This window comes from Geodermatophilus sabuli (assembly GCF_900215145.1).
GTDB classification, from domain to species: domain Bacteria; phylum Actinomycetota; class Actinomycetes; order Mycobacteriales; family Geodermatophilaceae; genus Geodermatophilus; species Geodermatophilus sabuli.
Map to the genome: position 1 here is coordinate 582,488 of NZ_OBDO01000001.1, position 22,187 is coordinate 604,674.

Consider the following 22,187-nt stretch of genomic DNA (forward strand, 5'->3'; position numbering starts at 1 on the left):
GCCTCATGGCAGTGGTGCAGGAGGAGCGCGACCGGGTCCTCGTCGTCCGGATCGAACGCGAGGAGAAGCGCAACGCCATCGACCGGGAGACGACCGACGGCATCGAGGCCGCGCTCGACCGCCTGGACGACGACCCGGGGTTCCTGGTCGGGGTGATCACGGGCACGGCGACCGTGTTCTCCGCGGGGACCGACCTCAACGAGCCGGTCAGCCCGGCCACGGAGCGCGGCGGCGAGTACGGCGTCATCCGCCGGCGTCGGGTCAAGCCGCTGATCGCCGCCGTGGAGGGACCGGCGTTTGGTGGTGGTTTCGAGATCGTGCTGGCCAGCGACCTCGTCGTCGCCTCCACCACCGCACGGTTCGCACTGCCGGAGAGCCGCCGGGGCCTGGTCGCCAGTTCCGGGGGGCTCTTCCGTGCGCTGCGCTCGCTGCCGGTCAACGTCGCACGGGAGCTCCTGCTCACCGGGCGCGAGCTCGACGTCCGGCGGGCCCACGAGCTCGGCCTGGTCAACCGCCTGACGTCGCCGGGTGGTGCGGTGGAAGCGGCGATCGCGATGGCCGGCGAGATCTGCGCGTCGTCCCCGGTCAGCGTGCGGGAGACCCTCCGGGCGATCGCCGCCCAGCAGGAGGCCGACGACGACCTCGGGTGGTCGGCCACCGCGGCCGCGCAGGAGACGATCCTCGCCTCCGAGGACCGGGTGGAGGGCATCGCCGCCTTCCTCGAACGCCGCCCGCCCCGGTGGCAGGGGCGCTGACCATTCCCGTCCTCCCGGGTGCTCGCCCGACGGCCGCACCGCAGTTCCGAGGCGTGGAACAGGAGGGCCCGGACACCCCGGCCGATGCGTGAGGGTGACCACATGAGCCGTCCAACCCCAGGTCCACAGGTGATCGTCGTCGGTGCCGGCCCGGTCGGGCTGACTCTCGCGATCGACCTCGGGCGGCGTGGCATCCGAGTGCTCGTCGTCGAGCGCAAGGAGGCCCCGGCGCACCTACCGAAGATGGAGCGGAGCAACGCACGGACGATGGAGGTGTTCCGTCGGCTGGGGATCGCCGAGCGGGTGCGTGCGGTCGGTCTACCCGCCGACGTGCCGATGGACGTCCACGTCACGACCCGGCTGGTGGACGAGCCGATCCTCCGCCTGCCGTACCCCTCGCCCGTCGAGGCGGCCGAACTCGGTCGCACGACGAACGACGGGACGTTGCCGCTGGAGTCCCAGCAGCTCGTGTCGCAGTACGCGCTCGAGCCCCTCCTCCGGGAAGTGGCTGCGGAACAGCCGACCGTGGACCTCCGCTACGGCTGCGGGCTGGAGTCCTTCGAGCAGGACGAGCACGGCGTCGTCGCCCGGCTCGCCGGCAGCGACGGCACCAGCGAGACGACGCGCGCGCAGTACCTGATCGGTTGCGACGGTGGCACCAGCACCGTGCGCAGGGCTCTGGGCATCAAGCTGTCGGGGGAGGGCAACATCGCTTCGCTGCGCCAGGTCTTCTTCCGGTCCCGGGACCTGGTCGAGAAGGTGCCGGTCGCCGGACGCGCACGGCACTTCTACTTTGCCGATGACGACGCCCGGATCATCGGGACGGCGATGGTGGTGCAGAGCGACCAGCGGCACTTCACCTTCCACACCGCACTCCCCGAGGACACCGACTTCGTGCCGGTGATCCTGGAGAAGGTCGGCAGGCCGGTCGAGGTGGAGGTCCTGGCCGTCAACTCCTGGGCGCTGCACCTGCTGGTCGCCGGCCTCTACCGGGAGGGCCGCGTGCTCCTGGCCGGGGACGCGGCGCACCTGGTCATCCCCCAGGGCGGCCTGGGGATGAACACGGGCATCGGCGATGCCACCGATCTCGCGTGGAAGCTGGCCGGAGTGCTGCACGGCTGGGGTGGCCCCGGACTGCTGGACTCCTACGGGATCGACCGCCGTCAGGTCGCGCTGCGCAACGTCCGGGCCTCGGAGTACGCGGCCCGGGGCACCGCGGAGTGGCGCGGGGCCTCGACCGCCGAGGTCGGCGACGACACGCCGCAGGGGGCCCGCATCCGGGCCGAGGTGGCCGAGCTGGCGGACGTGCACCAGCGCAAGGGGCACGAGATGACCGGCATAGAGCTGGGCTACCGGTACGTCGACTCGCCGCTGATCAGCTACGACCCGGCCGGCCCGGCGGACGACGGGTACGCCTACACCTACCGCCCACGATCCGAGCCCGGCTTCCGGCTGCCCCACGCGTGGTGCGCCGACGGGACCGCGCTGCACGACCGCCTCGGGCCCGGCTACAGCCTCCTCCGCCTGGGCGGGGACGCCGACACCGCGAAGCTCGAACAGGCGGTCCGCGAGACCGGTGCACCGATCACGGTGCACCACCTCGACGATCCGCACCTGCGTGCCCTCTACGGCGCCGACCTGTTCCTGCTGCGCCCGGATCTGCACATCGCCTGGCGCGGGGACGCCGCGCCGGCCGAGGCCGCCGAGCTCGCGGACCTCGTCACCGGCCACGGCCCTGAGCCGGTCCCGCCGTGCGACCCGTCAGACCGATCGATCGACCGTGTGGAGAGGACCGGGACGTGACCGGATCAGACAGCGACGTGCTCATCGTGGGAGCCGGACCCGTGGGCCTGGTCACCGCCCTGGGGCTGGCGCAGGCCGGGGTCTCGGTGACCGTCCTCGACGCGATGCCGGGGGTCATCGAGGAGCCCCGGGGAATGGCCTACCACTGGGCGTCCCTGGCGGGGCTGGAGCGTCTCGGCGTGCTCGACGACGCCGTCGCGGCCGGCTTCCTCAAGCAGGACTGGAGCTCCCAGGTGTTGCGGACCGGTGAGCGGATGGTCATGGACCTCAAGGTGCTGACCGACGACGTCCGCCACCCGTACACGCTCGTCCTGGGCCAGGACGCCCTGGCCGCCGTGGTGCTCCGCCACCTGGAGCGGTTCGCCTCCGTCACCGTCCACTGGGACACCACGGTCACCGGCCTCGACCAGGACGCGGCCGGCGTGGTCGTCCACGCGGAGGCCGGCGGCGCGCCCCGGGAGTTCCGGGCCGGTTGGGTGGTCGGCGCCGACGGTGCCCGCAGCGTCGTCCGCCGGACCCTCGGCCTCGGCTTCGAGGGGATGACCTGGGGCGAGCGCTTCGTGGCGACCAACTGCTGGGGCGCCTACGCGGACCACTTCGTCTCCGGGTACCTGATCGACGCCGACCTGGGTGCGGTCGTCCACCAGATCGACACGACCGGTCTCTGGCGGCACACCTACGCCGAGTCCCTCGACCTCCCGGAGGACGGCGTCGCGGACCGCATGGCGGCCTACTTCGACGCGGTCCTGCCGGAGGGCGACTTCGGGCACGAGATCGAGCTCTGGCGGGCCTACCGGATGCACCAGCGCTCCGCCGAGCGCTACCGCGTCGGGCGGGTCCTCCTCGCCGGGGACGCGGCCCACGTCACCAACCCGACCCGGGGCTTCGGGCTCGTCGGTGGCCTCTTCGACTCCTACGCGCTCACCGAGGCGCTCGGCGCCATCGTCCAGGACGGCGCCGGCGACGAGCTGCTCGACGGCTACGCCGAGCACCGCCGGCGCGTCTTCTGGGAGCACACCACGCCGGTCTCCAGCGAGAGCAAGCGGTTGGTCTTCGAGCCGACCGAGGAGCGGCTGGACCGGCTGCGGCAGATCGCCGCCGACCCGGAGGCGCAGCGCCGGTACTTCCTCAGCGGCGTCGCCCTCGCCACCCCGTCGCTGCTCGGGCACCGGGACGTCTGGGAGACCTGCGGAGCCGCCCCGCACGACGCCGCGGCGCTCGCCGAGGGCCTCGTGCCGGCCACCCGCCGCTGACCGGTCGCGGGTCCCGCGGCGGGCTCCCGTCGTCGAGGACCCGTGGCCGTGGTGGGTGAGCTGCTGGCGGTCGCGGCGCTGCTGCTGTTCAGCGCCGACGTCGTGCTCGTCGGAGCAGCGACGCGCCGGGTGCGGCGGCCTACGGGCTGGGCAACGTCGCCCGGGGCGCGGGGGTCCGAGACTGGCCCGTTCCGGTGATGGGTGGCCTGCTGGGCGCTGCGGCCGCGCTCCTGGTCTACGCGGTCGTGACCACCGACCTCCGCACGATCGGTGCCGCGGTGCGCGGCGCCGACCCGGTGGGCCGGAGGCTGTGGCTGGCCTCCGGGGTGCTCACCATCTCCGCGCAGACCTGTCTGATCGCGGCGAGTCTCTTCATCCCCATCGCGGTCGCCGTGATGGTCACGGCCGCACTCCCCATCGTGGTCCTGCCGGGCAGCGTGCTGTTCCTCCGTCGCACCGAGGGGCTCGGGGTGTCGGCCTGCGTGGGTGCGCTGCTCGTGCTGGTCGGGGTGGCGGGTCTGGTCCTCGGGTGATGCAGCGCGCCCGCCGGGGCGGCCGGCGCCCCGGCGGGCGCGCTGCTGGTGATCGCCGGGTCAGTACGGCCGGGTGGGGCCGCGGCGAGTCCGCCTCACCGATCCGCGAGCACCCGGTACGAGTCCAGGTCGCGCACCTGCGCGGCGGTGCGCTCGATCCAGTTCTTCCACATCTGGTCGCCGCGCGGAGTCCGCTTGACGGCTCCGAGCCCGAAGACGCCGACCTGGAGCCCGTGCGCCGCGTGCATCCGGTAGTCGTCCCAGGCCGTGCGGGCGTCGTAGCCCGTCACTCCGTGCGCACAGAGCGCCCGGTGGTAGACACCGACGAGGTCACGCTCGTGACGCCGGCGCTCCTCGACTGCCATGCTGGTGCCCAGACACAGTGCGACGTCGATCGTCCCGCGGCCGAAGCCCAGGCCCTGCCAGTCGAGCAGAACGACGGGGCGCTCCCCGCCTCGGGCGTCGAAGAGCACGTTGTCGGCCCGGATGTCGCTGTGCCAGAGGCACTGCGGGTCGTTGAGCACCCGCTTCCAGGCTGCCGTGTGCGGGATGAGCCCCGCAGCCTCGGCGAGATCGGCCTCCGGCACGAGGTCACCGCACAGCTCCGGGAACCCCCGGAGCACGTCCGCATATGCATCGGTCACCTCGTTGAAGATCGCCACGGGTCCCCCGAGCCAGGGGCGCCGGGCGAGCTCGGCGTCGTGCCAGGACTCCGCATGGAGAATCGCTGTCTGCTCCATGACCAAGGCCATGTCGTCGGCTGTACAGCCGACGAGCTGGTCGACCGTTCGCGCGGGGGAGAGGTCCTCCATGAGCAGGATGAAGTCGGTCTCGTTCTCCGCGAGTCGGGCGTGGATCGGGTGGGGTAGCGACATCGACGACCCGGGGGCGATCTCGTTGTAGAAGTTGATCTCCGAGCGGTAGTAACCCGAACGCCGCCCGAACTCCCGGCTCGCCGGGTCCTCCGAGGCGAATTTCCCGACGACGGTTGCCGGCCCGGCGCCCGGCACGTCGTACTCGAGGGTGAAGCGGTAGGAGTCACCGAGCTGCCCCGTGCCGCAGGCTTCGCGGTGCACGGCGGCGACCTCACCGCATCGGAGCAGATCGGCCTGCGTCAGCACCTGGGTCATCCAGGCGCTGTCGATCGTCGCTGGGCCCAGGACGGATTCGATGGTGGTCATGAGGTGGCCTCGGCGATCATCTCGGGAACGGAGGGGAGAGAATCTGCGTCGGGATCCCAGCCGCAGGCACGGAACCAGCCTCGGTCACGGGTCGACTGCCGGACGCCGTGCGCCAGGACGAGGGCGTGGGAGCGGTGCCGGAACTCGGCGGTGCCGTCCTCGGTGCCCGTGTGCAGCAGCGCGTCGATCTCACGTGCCACCGCGTTTCGACGTTCCCGCGGTGTCCTGACAGGATCGTCGGCAGCCGTGATGGCTGCACGCACGCTCGCCGCGGCTCGACAGATCGCCGGGCCTCCGTCAGCGGCGTCGGCGAGGAGCGATCCCAGGTGCCTCATCTCCGCGAGGCACAGGAGCTCGTACTCGGTGGTGTACCGGACCTGCTCGGCCAGCAGGACCAGTTGGCCGATGCACAGGCTCGCCTGCTCACGCGCGAGCGGCTCGTCCTTGGGCAGTGCCGGTAGGACCACCTGACGCAGCGCGGTGACCACCGTGCCGAGCCGGACGTCGACGTCGGGGGTCACAGCTCACCCTCCCGTTCGATGATGGAGGCGATCTCGCCGAGGAACACGTGGCCGACCGGGGCCAGGAACGAGAGCAGCACGTCTTGGTGGTTGTGACCGCGGATCGCCGCGGAGTACCCCGTTCCGAGGTTCATCACAGCGCACTTGTAGGCGGCGAGGACCTCGTAGAAGGCCAGGGTCCGCGGGTTGACGGTCCGTCCGGTCGCGGCCTGGTACCGGTCGAGGAGCTCATCCCGCGTCATGAGATTGCAGGCGAGGACCTCCCCGTCCTCAGCGGGGCCGGCGAACAGGCGTTGGAGGATCCATCCGAGGTCCTCGTGGAAGTCGCCGATGTGGGCGAGCTCCCAGTCGAGGACCGCGGTGAACCGGCCCGAGTCCGGGTCGAACATGAAGTTCCCGGTGCGGTAGTCGCCGTGCAGGAGGACGAGGTCGTCGGACTCGGCGTGGATCGCCGGCAGTCGCTCGCGCATCCACCGCTCGGCCAGCGTGATGAGCGGATACGGATCGACCTGGTCGTCGCGCCAGACCCGCGACCACCAGTTGACCTGCCAGAGCGCCGCCTGCCGAGGGTGGGCCGTCGGAGCCGTGAAGTGCGGGAGATCGGAGCTGCGCCAGTCAGTGCCGTGGATCCTGGTGAGGAACTCCAGGAACTGGGGGACGAGGCGCTGCCGCCACTCCTGGGTGAAGGTGGTCCCGACGCCGCTGACGAGGGTGGCGTCGACTGGCGGTGTGGTCACCCCGGGGATGAACGAGGTGACGATCCCGGGCGCGCCGAGGTGGGAGCCGTCGCCGTCGAGGAAGCGGACGGCAGGGGTCGGCACCCGCCCCGCCATGGCGCCGAACACCTCGGCCTCCCGGTGTCGGCAGGTCTCGACGATGCCCTCTGGAGGGTCGAGGCGCAGCACCAGGCGCTCGAGCTCGTCCCCGCGTCTGGAAGGAGAACTGTTCCTTCGACGCTCCGCCCGACATCCGGCGTACGTCGTGGAGCGTGAAGTCGCACACTCCATTCGCACGCAGCAGCCCGTCGAGCAGGCCGGCGACCTCCGCGGCGGATTTCGCGTCGTACCGGTCCTGGGCCAGCCGGCCCCGCTTCGCGTCGAGCAGGGCAGCGACACGCGGTTCGAGATCGGCGGTGTCCAGCTCAGCAGGGGTGGCGAGCGGCCGTTCGGAGATCGCGGGCGCGGTCACGAGCCGGCCAGGGGGGAGACGGGGACACTCGCGGCCGCAGACCAGCCGGTCAGGCGATCGAGGGGACAGTTCTCCTGGGCCACGCCCTGACCGGTCCGCACACGCCTGCCGTCGAACGTCTGCCAACGGACGGAGCTGAACGGCACGTAGCTGTTGCTGTAGCACGCCCAGTGGTGCTGCGCGAGCGGGCTCCCGACCAGCACGTGCTCGCGGTCGTCCACGTCGACCACACTCATCTCGTACTGGACCGGCATCTGGTTGCGCGCCCGGGTCGCACGCAGACGGCCGGACTTGAGACCGCGGACCTCGCCGTCCACCAGGGCGAAGCCGTGGGCGAAGGTGAACCCGCCCCAACCCGACTCGGCGGTGTCACGTGCCCAGATGGTGTGCACGACGTAGTCGTCGCCGAAGGAGGCGTTGATCCAGCCCATCGGCCGCATGAGCCGCTCGTTGCGAGGGCCCCAGCTGTGGTCCATGACGGTCACGCAGTCCGTGTCGAACGACCGGCCCCGGATCCTGGTCGTGCCGGTGATCCGCGCGGCCATGTCGAAGTGGTTCGCATACGCCTGACCGAAGCCGCTGTCCTCGGGGTCGCCGGTGGCCAGCGGGTCCATCCGGGGATCAGAGATGTCGTACGGCTCCATCAGGCCCTCGACGTCCCAGGAGAACTCGGTGTCGTCATTGCCGATGTAGTGGAGGCGGTAGTCGCGTGGTTCTCCCGAGGTCTCCAGCGAGAGTCCGTTGGGCAGCGTGAAGCTCTGCCACTTGTCGGGCAGGGGGAGGTGCTGCTGGAAGTCGATGTAGACGGCCTCCAGGGGGCTGGTCCCGACATGGTCGATGGCCTCGACGTCACACGCGATGGCGCCCACTCCGGGCCGCGCGATCATGTACGCCCACGCCGTGACGTTGGCCTCCGGCAGGAAGACCGAGAAGAAGCGGGTCTCCGCCCAGTCGTACGGCGGCTCAGGGGGTGTGTGGAACTGCACGTCTTCTGCGGCGATCATCAGCATCTCCCTCGTGCGCGATGACCGGAGCCGCCGCGGCCCGCGGCGGTGCTCCGGCCGGCTGGTGGCGGGTCCGGTGCTCGGCGATCGCGGCACACACGCTGGTGCGGGACCGCAGCGCCGACGTCCCTGGGCTCGTGTGCGCGATCTCTCCTGGTCGAGTCGGTCGAGGCCGGGACGGGAACAGCATCACCGATGTGGCGGACGTCTCACATCCTTCGTGGGGAGTACCTTCCTTCCTCCCCAGGTGGTCCTCCGCAGTGAGCCGTCGCGGACGGAGACCGTTGCTCCGTCGCTGCGAGGAGGAACGCCGGGGGCAGTCAGAGGGGGCGTCCCGCTGGGCTCGACCACGCGGGGGGTCGGCGTCGCTCGCCTCCGCGCCGGCGACGGTGCCGGTTCGGTCGTGGAGCGCTCATCCGCCCGGCCGGCGGGCCACCATCGGCCGCTACTGGCGCTCCGCCCGGGCGTGCTGCGCCCTCGTCGCCCTGGCTGCCGTCCTGACCTGCTCCGCGGAGCTCCCCCGGGGAGCAACTCCTCGGCCGATGGGGGCGCCGGACGTCCCTCAGCGGGTCGGGTGCTCAGGAACGGAGATAGCGACTGACCGCCTCCGCCCGGTTGGCCACGCCGAGCTTGCGGAAGATGTGCTTGACGTGCGCCTTCACCGTCGCCTCGGTGATGAAGAGGCTCGATGCGATCCGGACGTTGGTGTCACCAGCAGCCATCAACTCGAGCACCTCGCGCTCCCGGATCGTCAGACACGACGGCGGGGAGGACCGGGCGCGGAACGCAGCCGGCGCGGTGCAGTCGTCCTCGACGCGCCCGAGGGGTGTCGGAGCCGCTTCGAGAGACGTCTCCACCATCTCGTCGACGAAGTCGACGACCAGCGCAGCGGAGTCGGCCATCGTGCGTCGGATCAGCTGTAGGCGCTCGTGGTACGCCGCTCGCTCGGCGGCGAGACCGAGGCACTCGGTCAGCATCCCGATGACCTCGCGGTCGAACTCGTCGGCCAGGCCGCTGTACCGGCTCTCGTCGGCGTGGACGAAGGCGAGGACGGTCCGGCCGACGACGACGGGCGCCGCCACGTAGGCCTGGGTGCCGGTGACCGTGATGAGCTCCCGGTGGACGCGCGGATTCCGCTGCGGGTCCGTCACCAGGAGCGGTTTGCGCCGCCTGACCAGTTCCGACTCGAGCAGCGTCTGGTCGATCCGCCGCGGCGACTGCCGTCCCGCGGCAGTGATCGCCTCGGCGAACTCGGCGTCGTCCTTGACGAACGCGGACTCCGCCACCCAACGTCCGTCGTGGACCCGGGACACCAGGCACCGGTCGTACCCGACCTTGGCGACCTCGCCCGGGGCCCGTTCGAGCAGGGCTGCGATGCTGGTCGCCGAGCGGAGGCGGTCCATCGCGGCCCGGACCGAGGGAAGAGCCGTCATCCGGCGGGCCGTGTCTGCCTCGCGCAGAGCCGTCCGGCTCTGGCCGAGCTGGACGAGAACGGCGGACAGGTATCCGCGCTCCGCCTGGGTGAGCGAGGGGTTCGAGAGGGCATCGACCACGCTGCTCTGTGCCACGTCGAGCGCCGCTTCCATGGCCCTCGGCGTCACCGTCGTCGACGGCCCGGGCGCGGAGCACGTGCCCGTCAAGACCTCTGCCAGCTCCAGAACGTCACGAGCCCGACGGACCTCGTCGTCCGAGCCACCGACCTGCCGGAAGACGGACGTGGCACGGCGGGTCTCCGAATCCGGGGAAGCGTTCGCCTTCATCGTGTCTCCTCGTCGAGCACGGTGCATCCTGGCCGCGCGGTGCTCGCGGGGCGAACAGTCCGGCCTCGCTTCCGCTGCTCGGCGCTGGTGGACCGACTCTACGGCCGCATCCCCTCGCCCCCGCCGCCCCGTTTCAAGTGATGGAACACCGTGGTGAGGGCGCCTCGGGGTGAGCGGTCTGAGCACCGACCGCGGGCACTGCCTGCCGCACGGGGGTAGTCGAGTGAGGGACGGAACTCCTCCCAGCGAACGATGTGGTCCCCCCGGACGGTCCCAGAGGCTTGCGGTCGATCAGCGAAGACGCTCACGGCCCGCTCCGGCGGCCCCGACCTCCACGGAGGAACTCGTGACCACCATCGAGGCGTCCGCCCTCCCCTCCGAGACCGTGCCCGACGACATCGCGCGGCAGATCGTCCTGCCCGAGGGGCATCGCGACGAGGTCGCGTTGTTCGAGGCGTACGCGTGGCTCCGCGAGCACAACCCGCTGGCGAAGGTCGAGGTCGAGGGCTACGACCCGCTCTGGCTCGTGTCCAAGCACGCGCACATCATGGAGATCGAACGCCAGCCCGCCCTGTTCTCCAACGGTGGCGGCGACCAGCCGGGAAGTCACAACCCGATCCTGACGAACCAGGCCGGCGACGCCTTCACCAAGTCCCTCACCGGCGGGAGCCTCCGGGTCCTGGAGGCGCTGCCCTACATCGACCCGCCCGAGCACACCGTCATCAAGGACGTGGCCAGCGACTGGTTCCGGCCGGCGAACCTGAAGAAGTGGGACGGTGCGATCCGCACGCTCGCACGTGAGGCCATCGACAAGCACCTCGAGCCCGGGGTGAACGAGATCGACCTGGTCAAGGACTTCGCCACCCACTTCCCCCTGCACGTGATCATGAGCCTGTTCGGTGTTCCCGAGCAGGACGAGCCGCGGATGATGGCGCTGACCCAGGAGTTCTTCGGCACTGCCGACCCGGACACGGCCCGCGCCGACGTGGCGGCGCTGTCCCCGGAGGCGGCCGCCCAGCAGTGGGCCGCGGCGATCGCCGACTTCAACGCCTACTTCGACGCGCTGGTGGAGGCCCGCCGCACCCAGCCGCGCGACGACCTGGCGACGCTCATCGCGACGGCTCGCCGCCCCGACGGCGAGTACTTCGAGAAGGCGACGGCCTACGGCTGGTTCATCACCATCGCCACCGCCGGCCACGACACCACCGCGTCGACGCTGGCCGGCACGCTGGAGGCACTGGCCCAGCACCCCGACCAGCTGGCGGCGATCCGGCAGGACCCCTCGCGCATCCCGGACCTGGTGAACGAGGGCCTGCGCTGGGCGTCACCGGTCAAGCACTTCATGCGCCAGGCGACGGCGGACCACGAGCTCGGGGGGCGCCAGATCCGCAAGGGCGACCGCTTCATGTTGCTCTACCAGTCGGGCAACAGGGACGCCGACGTCTTCGACGCCCCGGACGCATTCGACAGCACCCGCAAGCCCAACAGGCAGATCTCCTTCGGCTACGGGCCGCACATGTGTCTGGGCCAGCACCTGGCCAAGCAGGAGCTGCGGATCATGTTCGAGGAGCTGCTGCCGCGCATCCGCTCGATCGAGGTCGCCGGCGACCGGAGGGTCGTGCAGACCAACTTCGTCGGCGGTCTGAAGAACCTGCCGGTGCGGTTGGACCTGACATGAGCACCGCTCCGGCGAACGCGGACGCCCGGGTGGTGGTGATCGGCGCCGGGCACGCGTCCGCCACCCTCGCGGGCCTGCTGAGGCAGGCGGGTCACCGCGGCGAGATCGTCGTGATCGGCGACGAACGCGACCATCCGTACCACCGCCCACCGCTGTCGAAGAAGTTCGCCGACGGTGACCTCGAGCAGTGGATCCGCCCCGCCGACTTCTACCGCGAGCAGGACGTCACGATGCGGCTCGGCGAGCGGGCGACGTCAGTCGATCCGATCGCCCGCCGGGTACGGGTCGACTCCGGCGAGGAGATGGCCTATGACGCACTGGTCCTCGCGACCGGCGCCCGGCCGCGGCCCCTGCCGGTTCCCGGCGCCGATCTCGACGGAGTGGGCGCCCTGCGCACCCTCGGCGATGCCCGCGAGCTGCGCACGTGGCTGGACGAGGGGCGACGGTTGGTCATCGTGGGCGGTGGCTACATCGGACTCGAGGTCGCGGCCGTGGCCCGGTCACGTGGGGTCGGAGCCACCGTGCTGGAGCGGGAGGAGCGGCTGCTCGCCCGGGTCGCCAGTCGGGAGCTCTCCGCGATCATGGCGGAGCGGCACGCCGCCGCGGGGACCACCATCCGCACCGGCGCCCAGGTCGTGGGGCTCGAGGGCAGCTCGGGTCGCGTCCGGCAGGTGACCCTGGCCGACGGCTCGGCCTTGGACTGCGACGCGGTGCTCGTGGGGGTCGGCGCGATCCCGAACGACGGCCTCGCGGCGGAGGCAGGAGTCGACTGCGACGGTGGCGTGCTCGTCGACGAGGGCGCGCGCACCAGCGTCGACGGCGTCCTCGCCATCGGCGACGTCACGGTCCGGCCCGTCCCCGGTCTCGACGGACGCCGCAGGTTGGAGAGCATCCCCAGCGCGACGGAGCAGGCGCGGCAGGCCGTGGCCACGATCCACGGCGCCGAGGACCCCACGCCGGAGGTGCCCTGGTTCTGGTCCGATCAGTTCGATCTCAAGCTGAAGATCGCCGGGATCGTCCGTCCAGACCATGATGTCGTGCTCCGCGGCGACCCGGTGACCGGGAAGTTCGCGCTGTTCCACCTGGCCGACGGTGTACCGGTCGCGGTCGAGTCGGCCAACGCGTCGCCGGAGTTCATGGCCGGGAAGAAGTGGATCGGTGCCTGCGTCCGAGTCGATCCGACGCGGCTGGCGGACCCGAACCGTTCGCCCCGAGACGCCGTCGTCTCCTGAGCCGCCGTTTCTCCCTCCTCCCGCCGCACCTCGACGACGACACCGTCGTCCCACACCTGGAGCGTCAGATGCCCGAGATCACCTACGTCGTGCCCGACGGGACCAGCCACGTCGTCGACGTCCCCGTCGGCCAGAGCGTCATGGACGGGTCGGTTCGCAACAACCTGCCCGGGATCGTGGCCGAGTGTGGCGGGAGTTGCTCCTGCGCGACGTGCCACGTGCACGTCGACGAGCAGTTCGCCGCGTCGTTCGGCGAGATCACCGACGAGGAGCGGGACCTGCTCGAGTACGCCGAGGACGTCTGCGACCGCTCACGGCTGTCCTGCCAGCTGGTCGTCACCGCCGGCTGCGACGGCGCACGGGTGACCGTGCCGGACTCCAACGGCTGACCGATCCCCCGCATGGAGAGGAACGGGCCGACGATGACGATGGACTACACCCAGCTCTACATCGACGGGGGATGGACCGACCCCTCCTCCGCGACCATCCCGGTGCACGCCGCCGCCACCGAGGAACTGATCGGGAGCGTGCCCCGGGCCACCGAGCACGATGTCGACGACGCCGTGGCCGCCGCCCGCCGCGCCTTCGACGCACCGGACGGTTGGCCCACATGGGAGCCGGCGCAGCGCCGGGAAGCCCTCGAGCGATTCGCGGCCGCGCTCGAGAAACGTGCCGAGGAGACCGCCCGCCGCGTCAGCCTGCAGAACGGCATGCCGATCTGGCTGGCACAGCACTTCGAAGGTGGCTTCCCGGCCCTCCTCCTGCGCTTCTACGGCGGCATGGTGGCGGACACCCCGCAGGAGGAGACCCGTCCTGGGGTCCTGGGCCCGGCGGGTTCCCGAGTCATCCGCGAGCCGATCGGCGTCGTGGCGGCGATAGTGCCGTGGAACGTGCCGCAGGGCATCACGTTCCTCAAGCTCGCCCCAGCGCTCGCCGCCGGCAACACGGTGGTGCTCAAACCCGCGCCGGAGACGGTGCTCGACGCTCAGTTGATGGCCGAGGCAGCCATCGAGGCGGAGCTCCCGCCGGGTGTGCTCAACGTGCTCCCTGCAGGCCGCGAGGTCGGCGGCCACCTGGTGGCGCACCGGGACGTCGACAAGGTCTCCTTCACCGGGTCGACGTCCGCGGGGCGGACGATCGCCGAGACCTGCGGGCGACTGCTCCGCCCGGTCACGTTGGAGTTGGGCGGCAAGTCCGCCGCGATCGTCCTCGACGATGCCGACCTGTCCTCCACGATCGAGAGCTTCTTCGCCACCACGCTGCTGAACAACGGACAGATCTGCTGGCTGAGCACCCGGGTCCTCGCGCCACGCGGCCGCTATGCCGAGGTCGTCGACGTCGTCAGCGGCCTCGCCGGGTCGCTGACCATCGGCGACCCGCTGGAGGCGAGCACCCAGGTCGGTCCGCTCGTCTCGGCGTGCCAGCGCGACCGGGTGGAGTCCTACATCGCGAAGGGCTCGGCCGAGGGGGCCCGGCTGACCGTCGGTGGACGCCGGCCGCCGGGCCTCGACCGCGGCTGGTACGTCCAGCCGACGGTCTTCGCCGATGTGGACAACGACCACACCATCGCCCGAGAGGAGGTCTTCGGACCGGTGTTGTCGGTGATCCCCTACTCGGACGAAGACGAGGCGGTCCGCATCGCCAACGCCAGCGACTACGGCCTGGCCGGCAGTGTGTGGACCACGGATCCAGAGCGGGGGGAGCGGGTCGCCCGCAGGGTCCGCACCGGCACGGTCGGGATCAACGCCTACGTCAACCAGCCGAACGCTCCCTTCGGCGGCGTGAAGGCCAGCGGTATGGGCCGGAAGATGGGGCCCGAGGGCCTCGCCGGCTACCAGCAGGTGAAGACCGTCTACCTCGCCCAGCCCGCAACGGCCTGACGCGAGCAGCCCGAACAACAACCAGGAGGTCCCATGAGGAGTCGCGGAGCCGTTCTCCGGGAAGCGCCCGGGAAGTTCGAGATCGTCGACCTCGAGGTCGACGACCCGCGCCAGGACGAGGTCCGGGTCAAGATGGTCGCGTCGGGTCTGTGTCACTCCGACGACCACATGGCGACAGGTGACCTCCCCGTCGCTGTCTACCCGGTCTGCGGCGGGCACGAGGGTGCGGGGATCATCGAGTCGGTCGGCCCGAACACCCAGGGGTTCGAGCCCGGCGACAAGGTGGTCTTCTCGTTCCTGCCGGCGTGCGAGAAGTGCCGCTGGTGCTCCACCGGACACCAGAACCTGTGCGACCTGGGTGCGAACGTGATGGTCGGGTCACGCTGGGAGGACCCGACGAGCTTCCGGCTCCAGCTCCCGGACGGCACGCCGGTCGCGCAGGCGCTCGGCATCTCCACCTTCGCCGAGTACACGACCGTCTCGGTCGACTCCGTGATCAAGGTGCCTGCCGACACGCCGCTGGAGAAGGCCTGCCTGCTGGGATGCGCTGCGGGTACCGGCTGGGGCTCGGCGGTCAACACGGGGGGTGTCCGGCCGGGCGACACCGTCGTGGTCCTCGGCGTCGGCGGCGTCGGGGCCATGGCGGTGCAGGGTGCCCGGCATGCCGGCGCGGCGCGGGTCATCGCCGTCGACCCGGTCGCGTTCAAGCGCGAGCACGCTGAGTCGTTGGGCGCCACGCACGTCGTCGCGACCGCGGAGGAGGCGACCGAGCTGGCGCAGACCTCCACGAACGGACAAGGTGCCGACGTCGCGATCGTGACCGTCGGCGTGATCACCGGGGAGCACATCGCCGAGGCGTTCCGAGCGATCCGCAAGCAGGGCACGGTGGTGGTCACCGCGCTGGGAGACGTCACGGAGGTCGGTATCCCCGTCTCGATCCTCGAGCTGATCCTGTTCGAGAAGAAGATCAAGGGATCGCTGTTCGGCTCCTCGAGCCCCCGGGCGGACATCCCGAAGCTCCTGGACCTGTACCGGGCCGGCCACCTCGAGCTCGACGAGCTGATCACCACCGAGTACAGCCTCGACGAGATCACCAAGGGCTACGAGGACATGCACGCGGGCACGAACATCCGAGGCGTGATCCGATTCTGACCCGGTGAGTGGTTGCACCGTGCCGTCTCCGGTGCACCCACTCACCACCGCCGGCACCGACGTCCGCCCGAGCCGGGGGACGAGTGCCCAGCAGACACTGACTCAGGCGGGGAGTCGACCACGTCCTCACGCCTGCCGAGTGACCCCGGACGAGGACGCCGAACCGACACCAGCACATCGCTGCGTTCCGCGTGCCGACGCAGATGAGTGCCCGATCAGAACACGGCCAGTCCGCACGGGCTTCAGCGGCCCGACCCCTCACGCCCGACGAACTCGCCCAGGCGACCGGGTGGACGGTCGAACCGCACGGAGCCTCCAAGGGGCGCGTGGATGCCGCCGTCCGGCCCGGACCGGAGGCACTCCCGTCCGGGGAGCTGTCGCGCCGCCGGCGCACGCCGCCGTACCGAGCTGTGGGCACTCGCGCCGGAGGCGGATGGCCATGCGATGGTCGACGCGCGGGCTCCTCGATCCGCCAGTACGGCCGCCGCGGCGTTGCTCGGCGCCCGGGTCGGACGCGCCCCAGCGCTGTTGGTCGTGGGCGGGCGCTCACGTCGTCCGCGGGCGGCTGGGCGTGCCGCCGGTCGATGACCGCGATCGGACTCCGGACGCCGGGTCGGAGCGGTCCCGCGTCGGTGAGCGGCCTGGGGCCGTCGATGTCGGACCGGGCGTGGCGGGTCGCTGCGGCGTCCGGTGCAGGTTCCGTTGACCGGAACGAGGTGGTAGGCGCTGCCGCCCCCCAGCGCGCATGGTCGGGGTCCCACCGGCTCCCCGAGGACAGTGATGACACAGGCAACCACCCCACCGGACGTGGACCGCACCCGGCGTGCGGCCGTCGCCGAGGCCGCCGAGCGGCTGGAGGTCGCGGCGCGCAGCGGCGTCCCGTGCCGTCCGGTCCGCGACCTGATCGGTACCGACGACGTCGAGCAGGCCTACGCGGTGCAGCAGCGGCTCACCCGGCGCCGGCTGGCCGACGGCGCCCGCGTCGTCGGGCGGAAGATCGGCCTCACCTCACCCGCGGTGCAGGCCCAGCTGGGCGTCGACCGCCCCGACTTCGGCGTTCTCTTCGACGACATGGACGTCAGCGGCCTGGCCGAGGTGCCGTCGGCGCGACTGCTGCAGGCCAAGTCCGAGGCGGAGATCGCGTTCGTTCTGGGGGAGGACCTGGCCGAGGGCCCGCTGGACGCCGCGCGGGTGCGCGGCGCGGTGGCCTACGCGGTCGCGGCGCTGGAGATCGTGGACAGCCGGATCGCCGGCTGGGACATCACCTTCGGGGACACCGTCGCCGACAACGCCTCCAGCGGGCTGTTCGTGCTGGGGGAGCGGCGGCTGACCCTGGCGGAGTTCGAGCCGGCCGCGGTCACCATGCGGATGACGCTGGACGGCGCGGTCGTCTCCGAGGGCACCGGCGCCGCCTGCCTGGGGGACCCGCTCAACGCGCTGGCCTGGCTGGCGCGCACCGCGGTGGAGGTCGGCGATCCGCTGCGTACGGGCCAGGTGGTGCTCTCCGGGGCGCTCGGCCCGATGGCGGCCACCCCGCCCGGGTCGGTGGTGACCGCCGAGATCAGCACGCTCGGCACCGTGACGGCGACGTTCTCGCGCGAGGGGGACCAGTGAGCAGGACCAAGGTGGCGATCATCGGGTCGGGCAACATCGGCACCGACCTGATGATCAAGGTGATCCGGCACTCCGACGTGCTGGAGATGGGCGCGATGGTCGGCATCGACCCGGACTCCGACGGCCTGGCGCGCGCCCGGCGGATGAAGGTGCCGACGACGTCCGAGGGCGTCGACGGGCTGATCGCGATGGACGGCTTCGACGAGATCGGGATCGTCTTCGACGCCACCTCGGCCAAGGCGCACGTCGCCAACGCGGCCAAGCTGGCGCCGCACGGCAAGAGGCTGGTCGACCTGACCCCGGCGGCGATCGGCCCTTATGTGGTGCCGCCGGTGAACCTCGAGCAGCACCTGGCCGCGGACGCCACGAACGTCAACATGGTGACCTGCGGCGGGCAGGCCACGATCCCCATGGTGGCCGCGGTCGCCCGGGTCACCCCGGTGCCCTACGCCGAGATCGTCGCCTCGATCGCGTCGAAGTCGGCCGGCCCGGGCACGCGGGCCAACATCGACGAGTTCACCGAGACCACCGCGCACGCCATCGAGGCCGTGGGCGGCGCCGGGCGGGGCAAGGCGGTGATCGTCCTCAACCCGGCCGATCCGCCGCTGATCATGCGCGACACCGTGCTCTGCCTCATCGGCGACGCCGACCACGACGCCATCCGCGCCTCGGTTGCGGAGATGGCCAAGACCGTCGCCGAGTACGTGCCCGGCTACCGGCTCAAGCAGGAGGTGCAGTTCACCCCGATCCCGGCCGGTGAGCCGGTGCACACCCTGCTGCCCGACGGCGCGCCCCCGGTGACCACGAAGGTGACGGTGTTCCTTGAGGTCGAGGGTGCCGCGCACTACCTGCCGGCCTACGCCGGCAACCTCGACATCATGACCTCGGCGGCCCTGCGGGTCGGCGAGCGTCTCGCGCAACGCCTGACGACAGCCCCGGGAGCATCGCAGCGAGGAACGAGCGAGGAGCGGACCGGGGCGCGGAGTCAGGCTCGTGGACAGCGCACCCCCGCAGAGGTGACCGCATGACCACGGAGCTCTACGTCCAGGACGTCACGCTGCGGGACGGAATGCACGCCGTCCGGCACCGCATCTCACCCGACGACGTCGGCCGGATCGTCGCCGCGCTCGACGCCGCCGGCGTCGACGCCATCGAGGTGGCCCACGGCGACGGGCTGGCCGGCGGCAGTCTCAACTACGGCCCCGGGTCGAACACCGACTGGGAGTGGATCGAGGCCGCCGCGGAGAACTGCAGCCGCGCGGTGCTGACCACCCTGCTGCTGCCGGGCATCGGCACCATCGCCGAGCTCAAGCACGCCTACTCCCTCGGGGTGCGGTCGATCCGGGTCGCCACCCACTGCACCGAGGCCGACGTCGCCGCACAGCACATCGCCACCGCGCGCGAGCTGGGCATGGACGTGTCGGGCTTCCTCATGCTCAGCCACATGGCCGAGCCCGCGGAGCTGGCCAAGCAGGCGAAGCTCATGGAGTCGTACGGCGCGCACTGCGTCTACGTCACCGACTCCGGCGGCCGGCTGACGATGGACGGCGTCCGCGAGCGGGTCCGCGCCTACCGGGACCTGCTCGACCCCGGCACCCAGCTGGGCATCCACGCCCACCAGAACCTCTCCCTGGCCGTGGCGAACTCCGTCGTCGCCGTCGAGGAGGGCGTCACCCGCGTGGACGCGTCGCTGGCCGGGCACGGCGCCGGGGCCGGCAACTGCCCCATCGAGCCGTTCATCGCCGTGGCAAACCTGCAGGAGTGGCAGCACGGCTGCGACCTGTTCGCCCTGCAGGACGCCGCCGACGACCTCGTCCGGCCGCTGCAGGACCGCCCCGTGCAGGTCGACCGCGAGACGCTCACCCTGGGCTACGCCGGCGTCTACTCCAGCTTCCTCCGGCACGCGGAGGCGGCCTCGAAGACCTACGGCATCGACGTCCGCACCATCCTGCTGGAGGTGGGCCGCCGCCGGCTGGTCGGCGGCCAGGAGGACATGATCGTCGACATCGCCCTCGACGTGCTCGCCGGCCGCGCCGCCGAGGTCGCCTGACCCCTCGGTTCCCGCCCGCCCGCCCCCGGCCGCACGGGGTGCGGGCGGGCGGATCACCCAGTTGTGTCGACAGTCTTCAGGTGGATGTCGACTCCCGACGACTACGATGGGCCTCTCTCGGGGAGAGGGGACGACCGTGGAGCCACTGGCCAGCCTGGACCGCAGCACGCTGCGGGAACGCGCCCTGGACGCGCTCCGCGGGGCGATCCTCTCCGGGCAGTACCGCCCGGGGGACCACCTCGGTGAGGTCGAACTGTCGACGTCTCTCGGCGTCAGCCGGGGCACGGTGCGCGAGGCGTTGCGGCACCTCCAGCAGGAGGGGCTGGTCAGTCCCGGCGCCCGGGGCATGCTCCGCGTCAACAGCCTGACCCCCGCCGAGGTCCGCGAGCTGTTCCAGGTCCGTGCGGCCCTCGAGGGGCTGGCGGTCCGGGAGGTCATCGGCTCCCCGCGGCGAGAGGCCGCCACGACGGCGCTGCGCGAGGCGCTCGAGCGGATCGCCGCCGAGGACGAGGACTCGCCGGCGCGGATCCAGGCCGACCTGGCCTTCCACCTCCTGCTGTGCCGGCTGTCGGGCAACTCGATGCTCGTCGAGGCGTGGCAGCGGCTGGAGGGCCGCATGCGGGTGGCCATCCTCAACGCCGCGGCGTGGCAGGCGCCCATGACGGCGCGCGACCGGCACGCCCCGATCGTCGACGCGATCGAGCGGGGGAACGTGGCCGGGGCCCAGCGTGTCCTCGAGGAGCACATGACCGCCGCTGCCGAGCACTTCGCGGAGTCGGCCGAGCAGCCCTGATCCTCGGCGCGGCGGCGGGGCCGCCGCATCGTCCCTCCACCCTCGGCGCGGCGGCGGGGCCGCCGCATCGTCCCTCCACCCTCGGCGCGGCGGCGGGGCCGCCGAACCGTTCCTGCCGCCTCGGTGCGGCGGCCGGCTCCCACCCGGCCTGACCCGCCGGCCGGCGGGGGCGACGCCGACGCGGACTCGTCACGCCCTGGTGCGCGTGCGGGGCGCAATCCGTCCGGGGCGACCCTTGACACTGTGACGCGGGCCATTCACTCTAGTTGTCAGTTGACTGTTAACAGTCAACGACCAGCGGCCACTTGATCCCGTCCACCGCCTCCCGGAGGTCACCATGACCGATCGGCAACCCCCCGTCCGTGACCCCCATCTCGAGGAGGTCGCCCAGTGGCACCCGATCGAGGGCACGCCGACCAAGAAGAAGGTCGCGATCGGCTGCTCCGTCGGTGCGACGATCGAGACCTACGACTTCATCGGCTTCGGGATCGCGGCGGCGCTGTACTTCAACACCGCCTTCTTCCCCGCGGACGACCCGCTGTCGGGCACGCTGCTGTCCTTCGCCACGCTGGGCATCGGCTTCGCGGTGCGCCCGCTCGGCGGGATCATCGGCGGCTACCTCGGCGACCGGATCGGCCGCAAGCCGGTCCTCGTCGGCTCGCTGCTGCTCATGGGGATCGCGACGGTCCTCATCGGCTGCCTGCCCACCTACCAGCAGGTCGGCGCCTGGGCCGGGGTCCTGCTGGTGGTCGTGCGCGTCGTGCAGGGCCTCGCGTTCGGCGCGGAGTGGGGCGGCGCGATCCTGATGTGCTTCGAACACGCGCCCTGGCGCAAGAAGGGCCTCTACACCGGGATCACGCAGGCCGGCTTCCCGGTCGGGCTGTTGCTGGCCAACCTCGCCTTCCTGGTGAGCGTCCCGCTGGGCGGTTCGTGGGCATGGCGGGTGCCGTTCCTGCTGTCGGCGGTGCTGATCGTCGTGGGCATCGTGATCCGCCTCAAGGTCGAGGAGTCCCCGGAGTTCGAGGAGCTCAAGGAGGAGGGCGAGCTCTCGAAGAACCCGCTCCTCGAGGTGCTCCGCGACGACTGGCGCAACATCCTGCGCGCCTTCTGCCTGCGGATCACCGAGACCGCCGGCTACGCGGTGTCGGTGACGTTCATGCTGTCGTACGTCGCCGCCGAGGAACTGGCCGACCGGTCGGTCACCCTCACCGCGACGATGATCGCCGCCGCGATCGGCATCTTCGCCACCACCTACTGGGGCGCGCTCACCGACCGCGTCGGGCGGCGCCCGGTGTACCTCGTGGGCACCGCGCTGCACCTGCTGTGGGGCATCCCGCTGTTCCTTCTGGTCAACACCGGCGTCGCGGTGGCAGTCGTGATCGCGTTCGTCATCAGCTACGCGGTCCTGCAGAACTCGCTGGCCGGGGTGCAGGGTGCCTGGTTCTCGGAGCTGTTCGCGGCCAAGACCCGCACGACGGGGGCGTCGCTGGCCTACCAGATGTCGGCCGTCGTCTCCGGGTTCACCCCGCTCATCACCACCGCGCTCTACGCCGGCTACGGCTGGATCGGCCCGGCGCTGCTGTTCAGCGGCTACGGGCTGCTCGGTCTGGTCGCCGCCCTGCTGACCCGCGAGACCTGGGGTCCGGCGGAGCGCGCCGAGGTGGCCGCCCTGGAGCGCTCGGTCCGTGCGCAGCCGCCGGGCGACGTGCCCGTCCCCCGCAGCGGGGCGGACGCCCGCCGGCGGACGGCCGACTCCACCACCGACTGAACCGACCACCGAGGAGGAACGC

At 71.7% G+C, this 22,187-nt stretch carries 20 protein-coding genes; 15 read left to right on the top strand and 5 right to left on the bottom strand.

Annotated elements, in window-relative coordinates; all coding sequences use genetic code 11:
- The first annotated feature begins 5 nt into the window (after positions 1–5).
- The 5 genes from CRP39_RS02785 (at position 6) to CRP39_RS02800 (ending at position 4,344) form a co-directional block, all read left to right on the top strand.
- Positions 6–755: an enoyl-CoA hydratase-related protein gene (locus tag CRP39_RS02785; protein WP_097204152.1), complete on the top strand. Its 750-nt coding sequence runs from the start codon at positions 6–8 to the stop codon at positions 753–755.
- 102 nt (positions 756–857) lie between these two features.
- Entirely contained in the window at positions 858–2,558 is a 1,701-nt protein-coding gene (locus CRP39_RS02790; protein ID WP_097205096.1) for an FAD-dependent oxidoreductase, read from the top strand.
- On the top strand, positions 2,555–3,811 hold the full coding sequence (locus tag CRP39_RS02795; RefSeq protein ID WP_216359585.1) for an FAD-dependent oxidoreductase: 1,257 nt from the start codon (positions 2,555–2,557) through the stop codon (positions 3,809–3,811). Before CRP39_RS02790 ends, CRP39_RS02795 begins: the two co-directional genes overlap by 4 nt.
- A 42-nt stretch (positions 3,812–3,853) precedes the next feature.
- Complete coding sequence (locus CRP39_RS26620) at positions 3,854–4,009, top strand: hypothetical protein (protein WP_172442263.1); 156 nt, start codon at positions 3,854–3,856, stop codon at positions 4,007–4,009.
- A complete protein-coding gene (locus tag CRP39_RS02800) occupies positions 4,009–4,344 on the top strand; it encodes a hypothetical protein (protein ID WP_097204155.1) in 336 nt (111 codons plus the stop codon). The genes CRP39_RS26620 and CRP39_RS02800 overlap by 1 nt, the downstream gene beginning before the upstream one ends.
- A gap of 95 nt (positions 4,345–4,439) precedes the next feature.
- Here the strand turns inward: CRP39_RS02800 and CRP39_RS02805 are convergent, their stop codons facing one another.
- The 5 genes from CRP39_RS02805 to CRP39_RS27940 form a co-directional block, all read right to left on the bottom strand.
- The gene (locus CRP39_RS02805; protein WP_097204157.1) at positions 4,440–5,525 is read right to left on the bottom strand and encodes a phosphotransferase; all 1,086 of its coding nucleotides are present in this window, start codon (positions 5,523–5,525) and stop codon (positions 4,440–4,442) included.
- The gene (locus CRP39_RS02810; protein WP_216359586.1) at positions 5,522–6,013 is read right to left on the bottom strand and encodes a hypothetical protein; all 492 of its coding nucleotides are present in this window, start codon (positions 6,011–6,013) and stop codon (positions 5,522–5,524) included. Before CRP39_RS02810 ends, CRP39_RS02805 begins: the two co-directional genes overlap by 4 nt.
- A 29-nt stretch (positions 6,014–6,042) precedes the next feature.
- On the bottom strand, positions 6,043–7,053 hold the full coding sequence (locus CRP39_RS02815; protein ID WP_097204168.1) for a phosphotransferase family protein: 1,011 nt from the start codon (positions 7,051–7,053) through the stop codon (positions 6,043–6,045).
- Between the two features lie 177 nt (positions 7,054–7,230).
- The gene (locus CRP39_RS02820) at positions 7,231–8,238 is read right to left on the bottom strand and encodes a DUF7065 domain-containing protein (protein ID WP_097205100.1); all 1,008 of its coding nucleotides are present in this window, start codon (positions 8,236–8,238) and stop codon (positions 7,231–7,233) included.
- A gap of 578 nt (positions 8,239–8,816) precedes the next feature.
- On the bottom strand, positions 8,817–9,806 hold the full coding sequence (locus tag CRP39_RS27940; protein WP_143426541.1) for a LuxR C-terminal-related transcriptional regulator: 990 nt from the start codon (positions 9,804–9,806) through the stop codon (positions 8,817–8,819).
- A gap of 538 nt (positions 9,807–10,344) precedes the next feature.
- Here CRP39_RS27940 and CRP39_RS02830 point away from each other — a divergent pair.
- The 10 genes from CRP39_RS02830 to CRP39_RS02875 all read left to right on the top strand — a co-directional run bounded on the left by CRP39_RS02830 (position 10,345) and on the right by CRP39_RS02875 (position 22,165).
- On the top strand, positions 10,345–11,676 hold the full coding sequence (locus CRP39_RS02830; protein WP_097204172.1) for a cytochrome P450: 1,332 nt from the start codon (positions 10,345–10,347) through the stop codon (positions 11,674–11,676).
- Positions 11,673–12,908, top strand: a complete 1,236-nt coding sequence (locus CRP39_RS02835; RefSeq protein ID WP_097204174.1) for an NAD(P)/FAD-dependent oxidoreductase — start codon at positions 11,673–11,675, stop codon at positions 12,906–12,908. Before CRP39_RS02830 ends, CRP39_RS02835 begins: the two co-directional genes overlap by 4 nt.
- Positions 12,909–12,976: 68 nt before the next feature.
- Positions 12,977–13,297 carry a 2Fe-2S iron-sulfur cluster-binding protein gene (locus tag CRP39_RS02840; protein ID WP_097204176.1) on the top strand — a complete coding sequence of 107 codons (321 nt, stop codon included), beginning with the start codon at positions 12,977–12,979 and terminating at the stop codon, positions 13,295–13,297.
- A 33-nt stretch (positions 13,298–13,330) separates the two neighbouring features.
- Complete coding sequence (locus CRP39_RS02845; RefSeq protein ID WP_097204178.1) at positions 13,331–14,788, top strand: aldehyde dehydrogenase; 1,458 nt, start codon at positions 13,331–13,333, stop codon at positions 14,786–14,788.
- A gap of 33 nt (positions 14,789–14,821) precedes the next feature.
- Entirely contained in the window at positions 14,822–15,940 is a 1,119-nt protein-coding gene (locus CRP39_RS02850) for an NDMA-dependent alcohol dehydrogenase (RefSeq protein WP_097204180.1), read from the top strand.
- A 780-nt stretch (positions 15,941–16,720) separates the two neighbouring features.
- Complete coding sequence (locus tag CRP39_RS02855; protein ID WP_097204181.1) at positions 16,721–17,554, top strand: 2-keto-4-pentenoate hydratase; 834 nt, start codon at positions 16,721–16,723, stop codon at positions 17,552–17,554.
- Positions 17,551–18,582, top strand: coding sequence for an acetaldehyde dehydrogenase (acetylating) (locus tag CRP39_RS02860; RefSeq protein WP_097204183.1), 1,032 nt, complete (start codon positions 17,551–17,553; stop codon positions 18,580–18,582). The genes CRP39_RS02855 and CRP39_RS02860 overlap by 4 nt, the downstream gene beginning before the upstream one ends.
- Positions 18,579–19,604: a 4-hydroxy-2-oxovalerate aldolase gene (gene dmpG, locus CRP39_RS02865; RefSeq protein WP_097204185.1), complete on the top strand. Its 1,026-nt coding sequence runs from the start codon at positions 18,579–18,581 to the stop codon at positions 19,602–19,604. The genes CRP39_RS02860 and dmpG overlap by 4 nt, the downstream gene beginning before the upstream one ends.
- A gap of 136 nt (positions 19,605–19,740) precedes the next feature.
- Complete coding sequence (locus CRP39_RS02870) at positions 19,741–20,397, top strand: GntR family transcriptional regulator (RefSeq protein WP_245853525.1); 657 nt, start codon at positions 19,741–19,743, stop codon at positions 20,395–20,397.
- 337 nt (positions 20,398–20,734) lie between these two features.
- Complete coding sequence (locus tag CRP39_RS02875) at positions 20,735–22,165, top strand: MFS transporter (RefSeq protein WP_097204187.1); 1,431 nt, start codon at positions 20,735–20,737, stop codon at positions 22,163–22,165.
- Positions 22,166–22,187: the final 22 nt, after the last annotated feature.

Excerpts from the sequence above, each read along its gene's own strand:
- CRP39_RS02785 (WP_097204152.1), top strand. The coding sequence starts at position 6 with ATGGCAGTGGTGCAGGAGGAGCGCGACCGGGTCCTCGTCGTCCGGATC.
- CRP39_RS02790 (WP_097205096.1), top strand. The coding sequence starts at position 858 with ATGAGCCGTCCAACCCCAGGTCCACAGGTGATCGTCGTCGGTGCCGGC.
- CRP39_RS02800 (WP_097204155.1), top strand. The coding sequence starts at position 4,009 with ATGGGTGGCCTGCTGGGCGCTGCGGCCGCGCTCCTGGTCTACGCGGTC.
- CRP39_RS02805 (WP_097204157.1), bottom strand. The coding sequence starts at position 5,525 with ATGACCACCATCGAATCCGTCCTGGGCCCAGCGACGATCGACAGCGCC.
- CRP39_RS02815 (WP_097204168.1), bottom strand. The coding sequence starts at position 7,053 with ATGGAGTGTGCGACTTCACGCTCCACGACGTACGCCGGATGTCGGGCG.
- CRP39_RS02820 (WP_097205100.1), bottom strand. The coding sequence starts at position 8,238 with ATGATCGCCGCAGAAGACGTGCAGTTCCACACACCCCCTGAGCCGCCG.
- CRP39_RS02835 (WP_097204174.1), top strand. The coding sequence starts at position 11,673 with ATGAGCACCGCTCCGGCGAACGCGGACGCCCGGGTGGTGGTGATCGGC.
- CRP39_RS02840 (WP_097204176.1), top strand. The coding sequence starts at position 12,977 with ATGCCCGAGATCACCTACGTCGTGCCCGACGGGACCAGCCACGTCGTC.
- CRP39_RS02845 (WP_097204178.1), top strand. The coding sequence starts at position 13,331 with ATGACGATGGACTACACCCAGCTCTACATCGACGGGGGATGGACCGAC.
- CRP39_RS02850 (WP_097204180.1), top strand. The coding sequence starts at position 14,822 with ATGAGGAGTCGCGGAGCCGTTCTCCGGGAAGCGCCCGGGAAGTTCGAG.
- CRP39_RS02855 (WP_097204181.1), top strand. The coding sequence starts at position 16,721 with ATGACACAGGCAACCACCCCACCGGACGTGGACCGCACCCGGCGTGCG.
- dmpG (WP_097204185.1), top strand. The coding sequence starts at position 18,579 with ATGACCACGGAGCTCTACGTCCAGGACGTCACGCTGCGGGACGGAATG.
- CRP39_RS02875 (WP_097204187.1), top strand. The coding sequence starts at position 20,735 with ATGACCGATCGGCAACCCCCCGTCCGTGACCCCCATCTCGAGGAGGTC.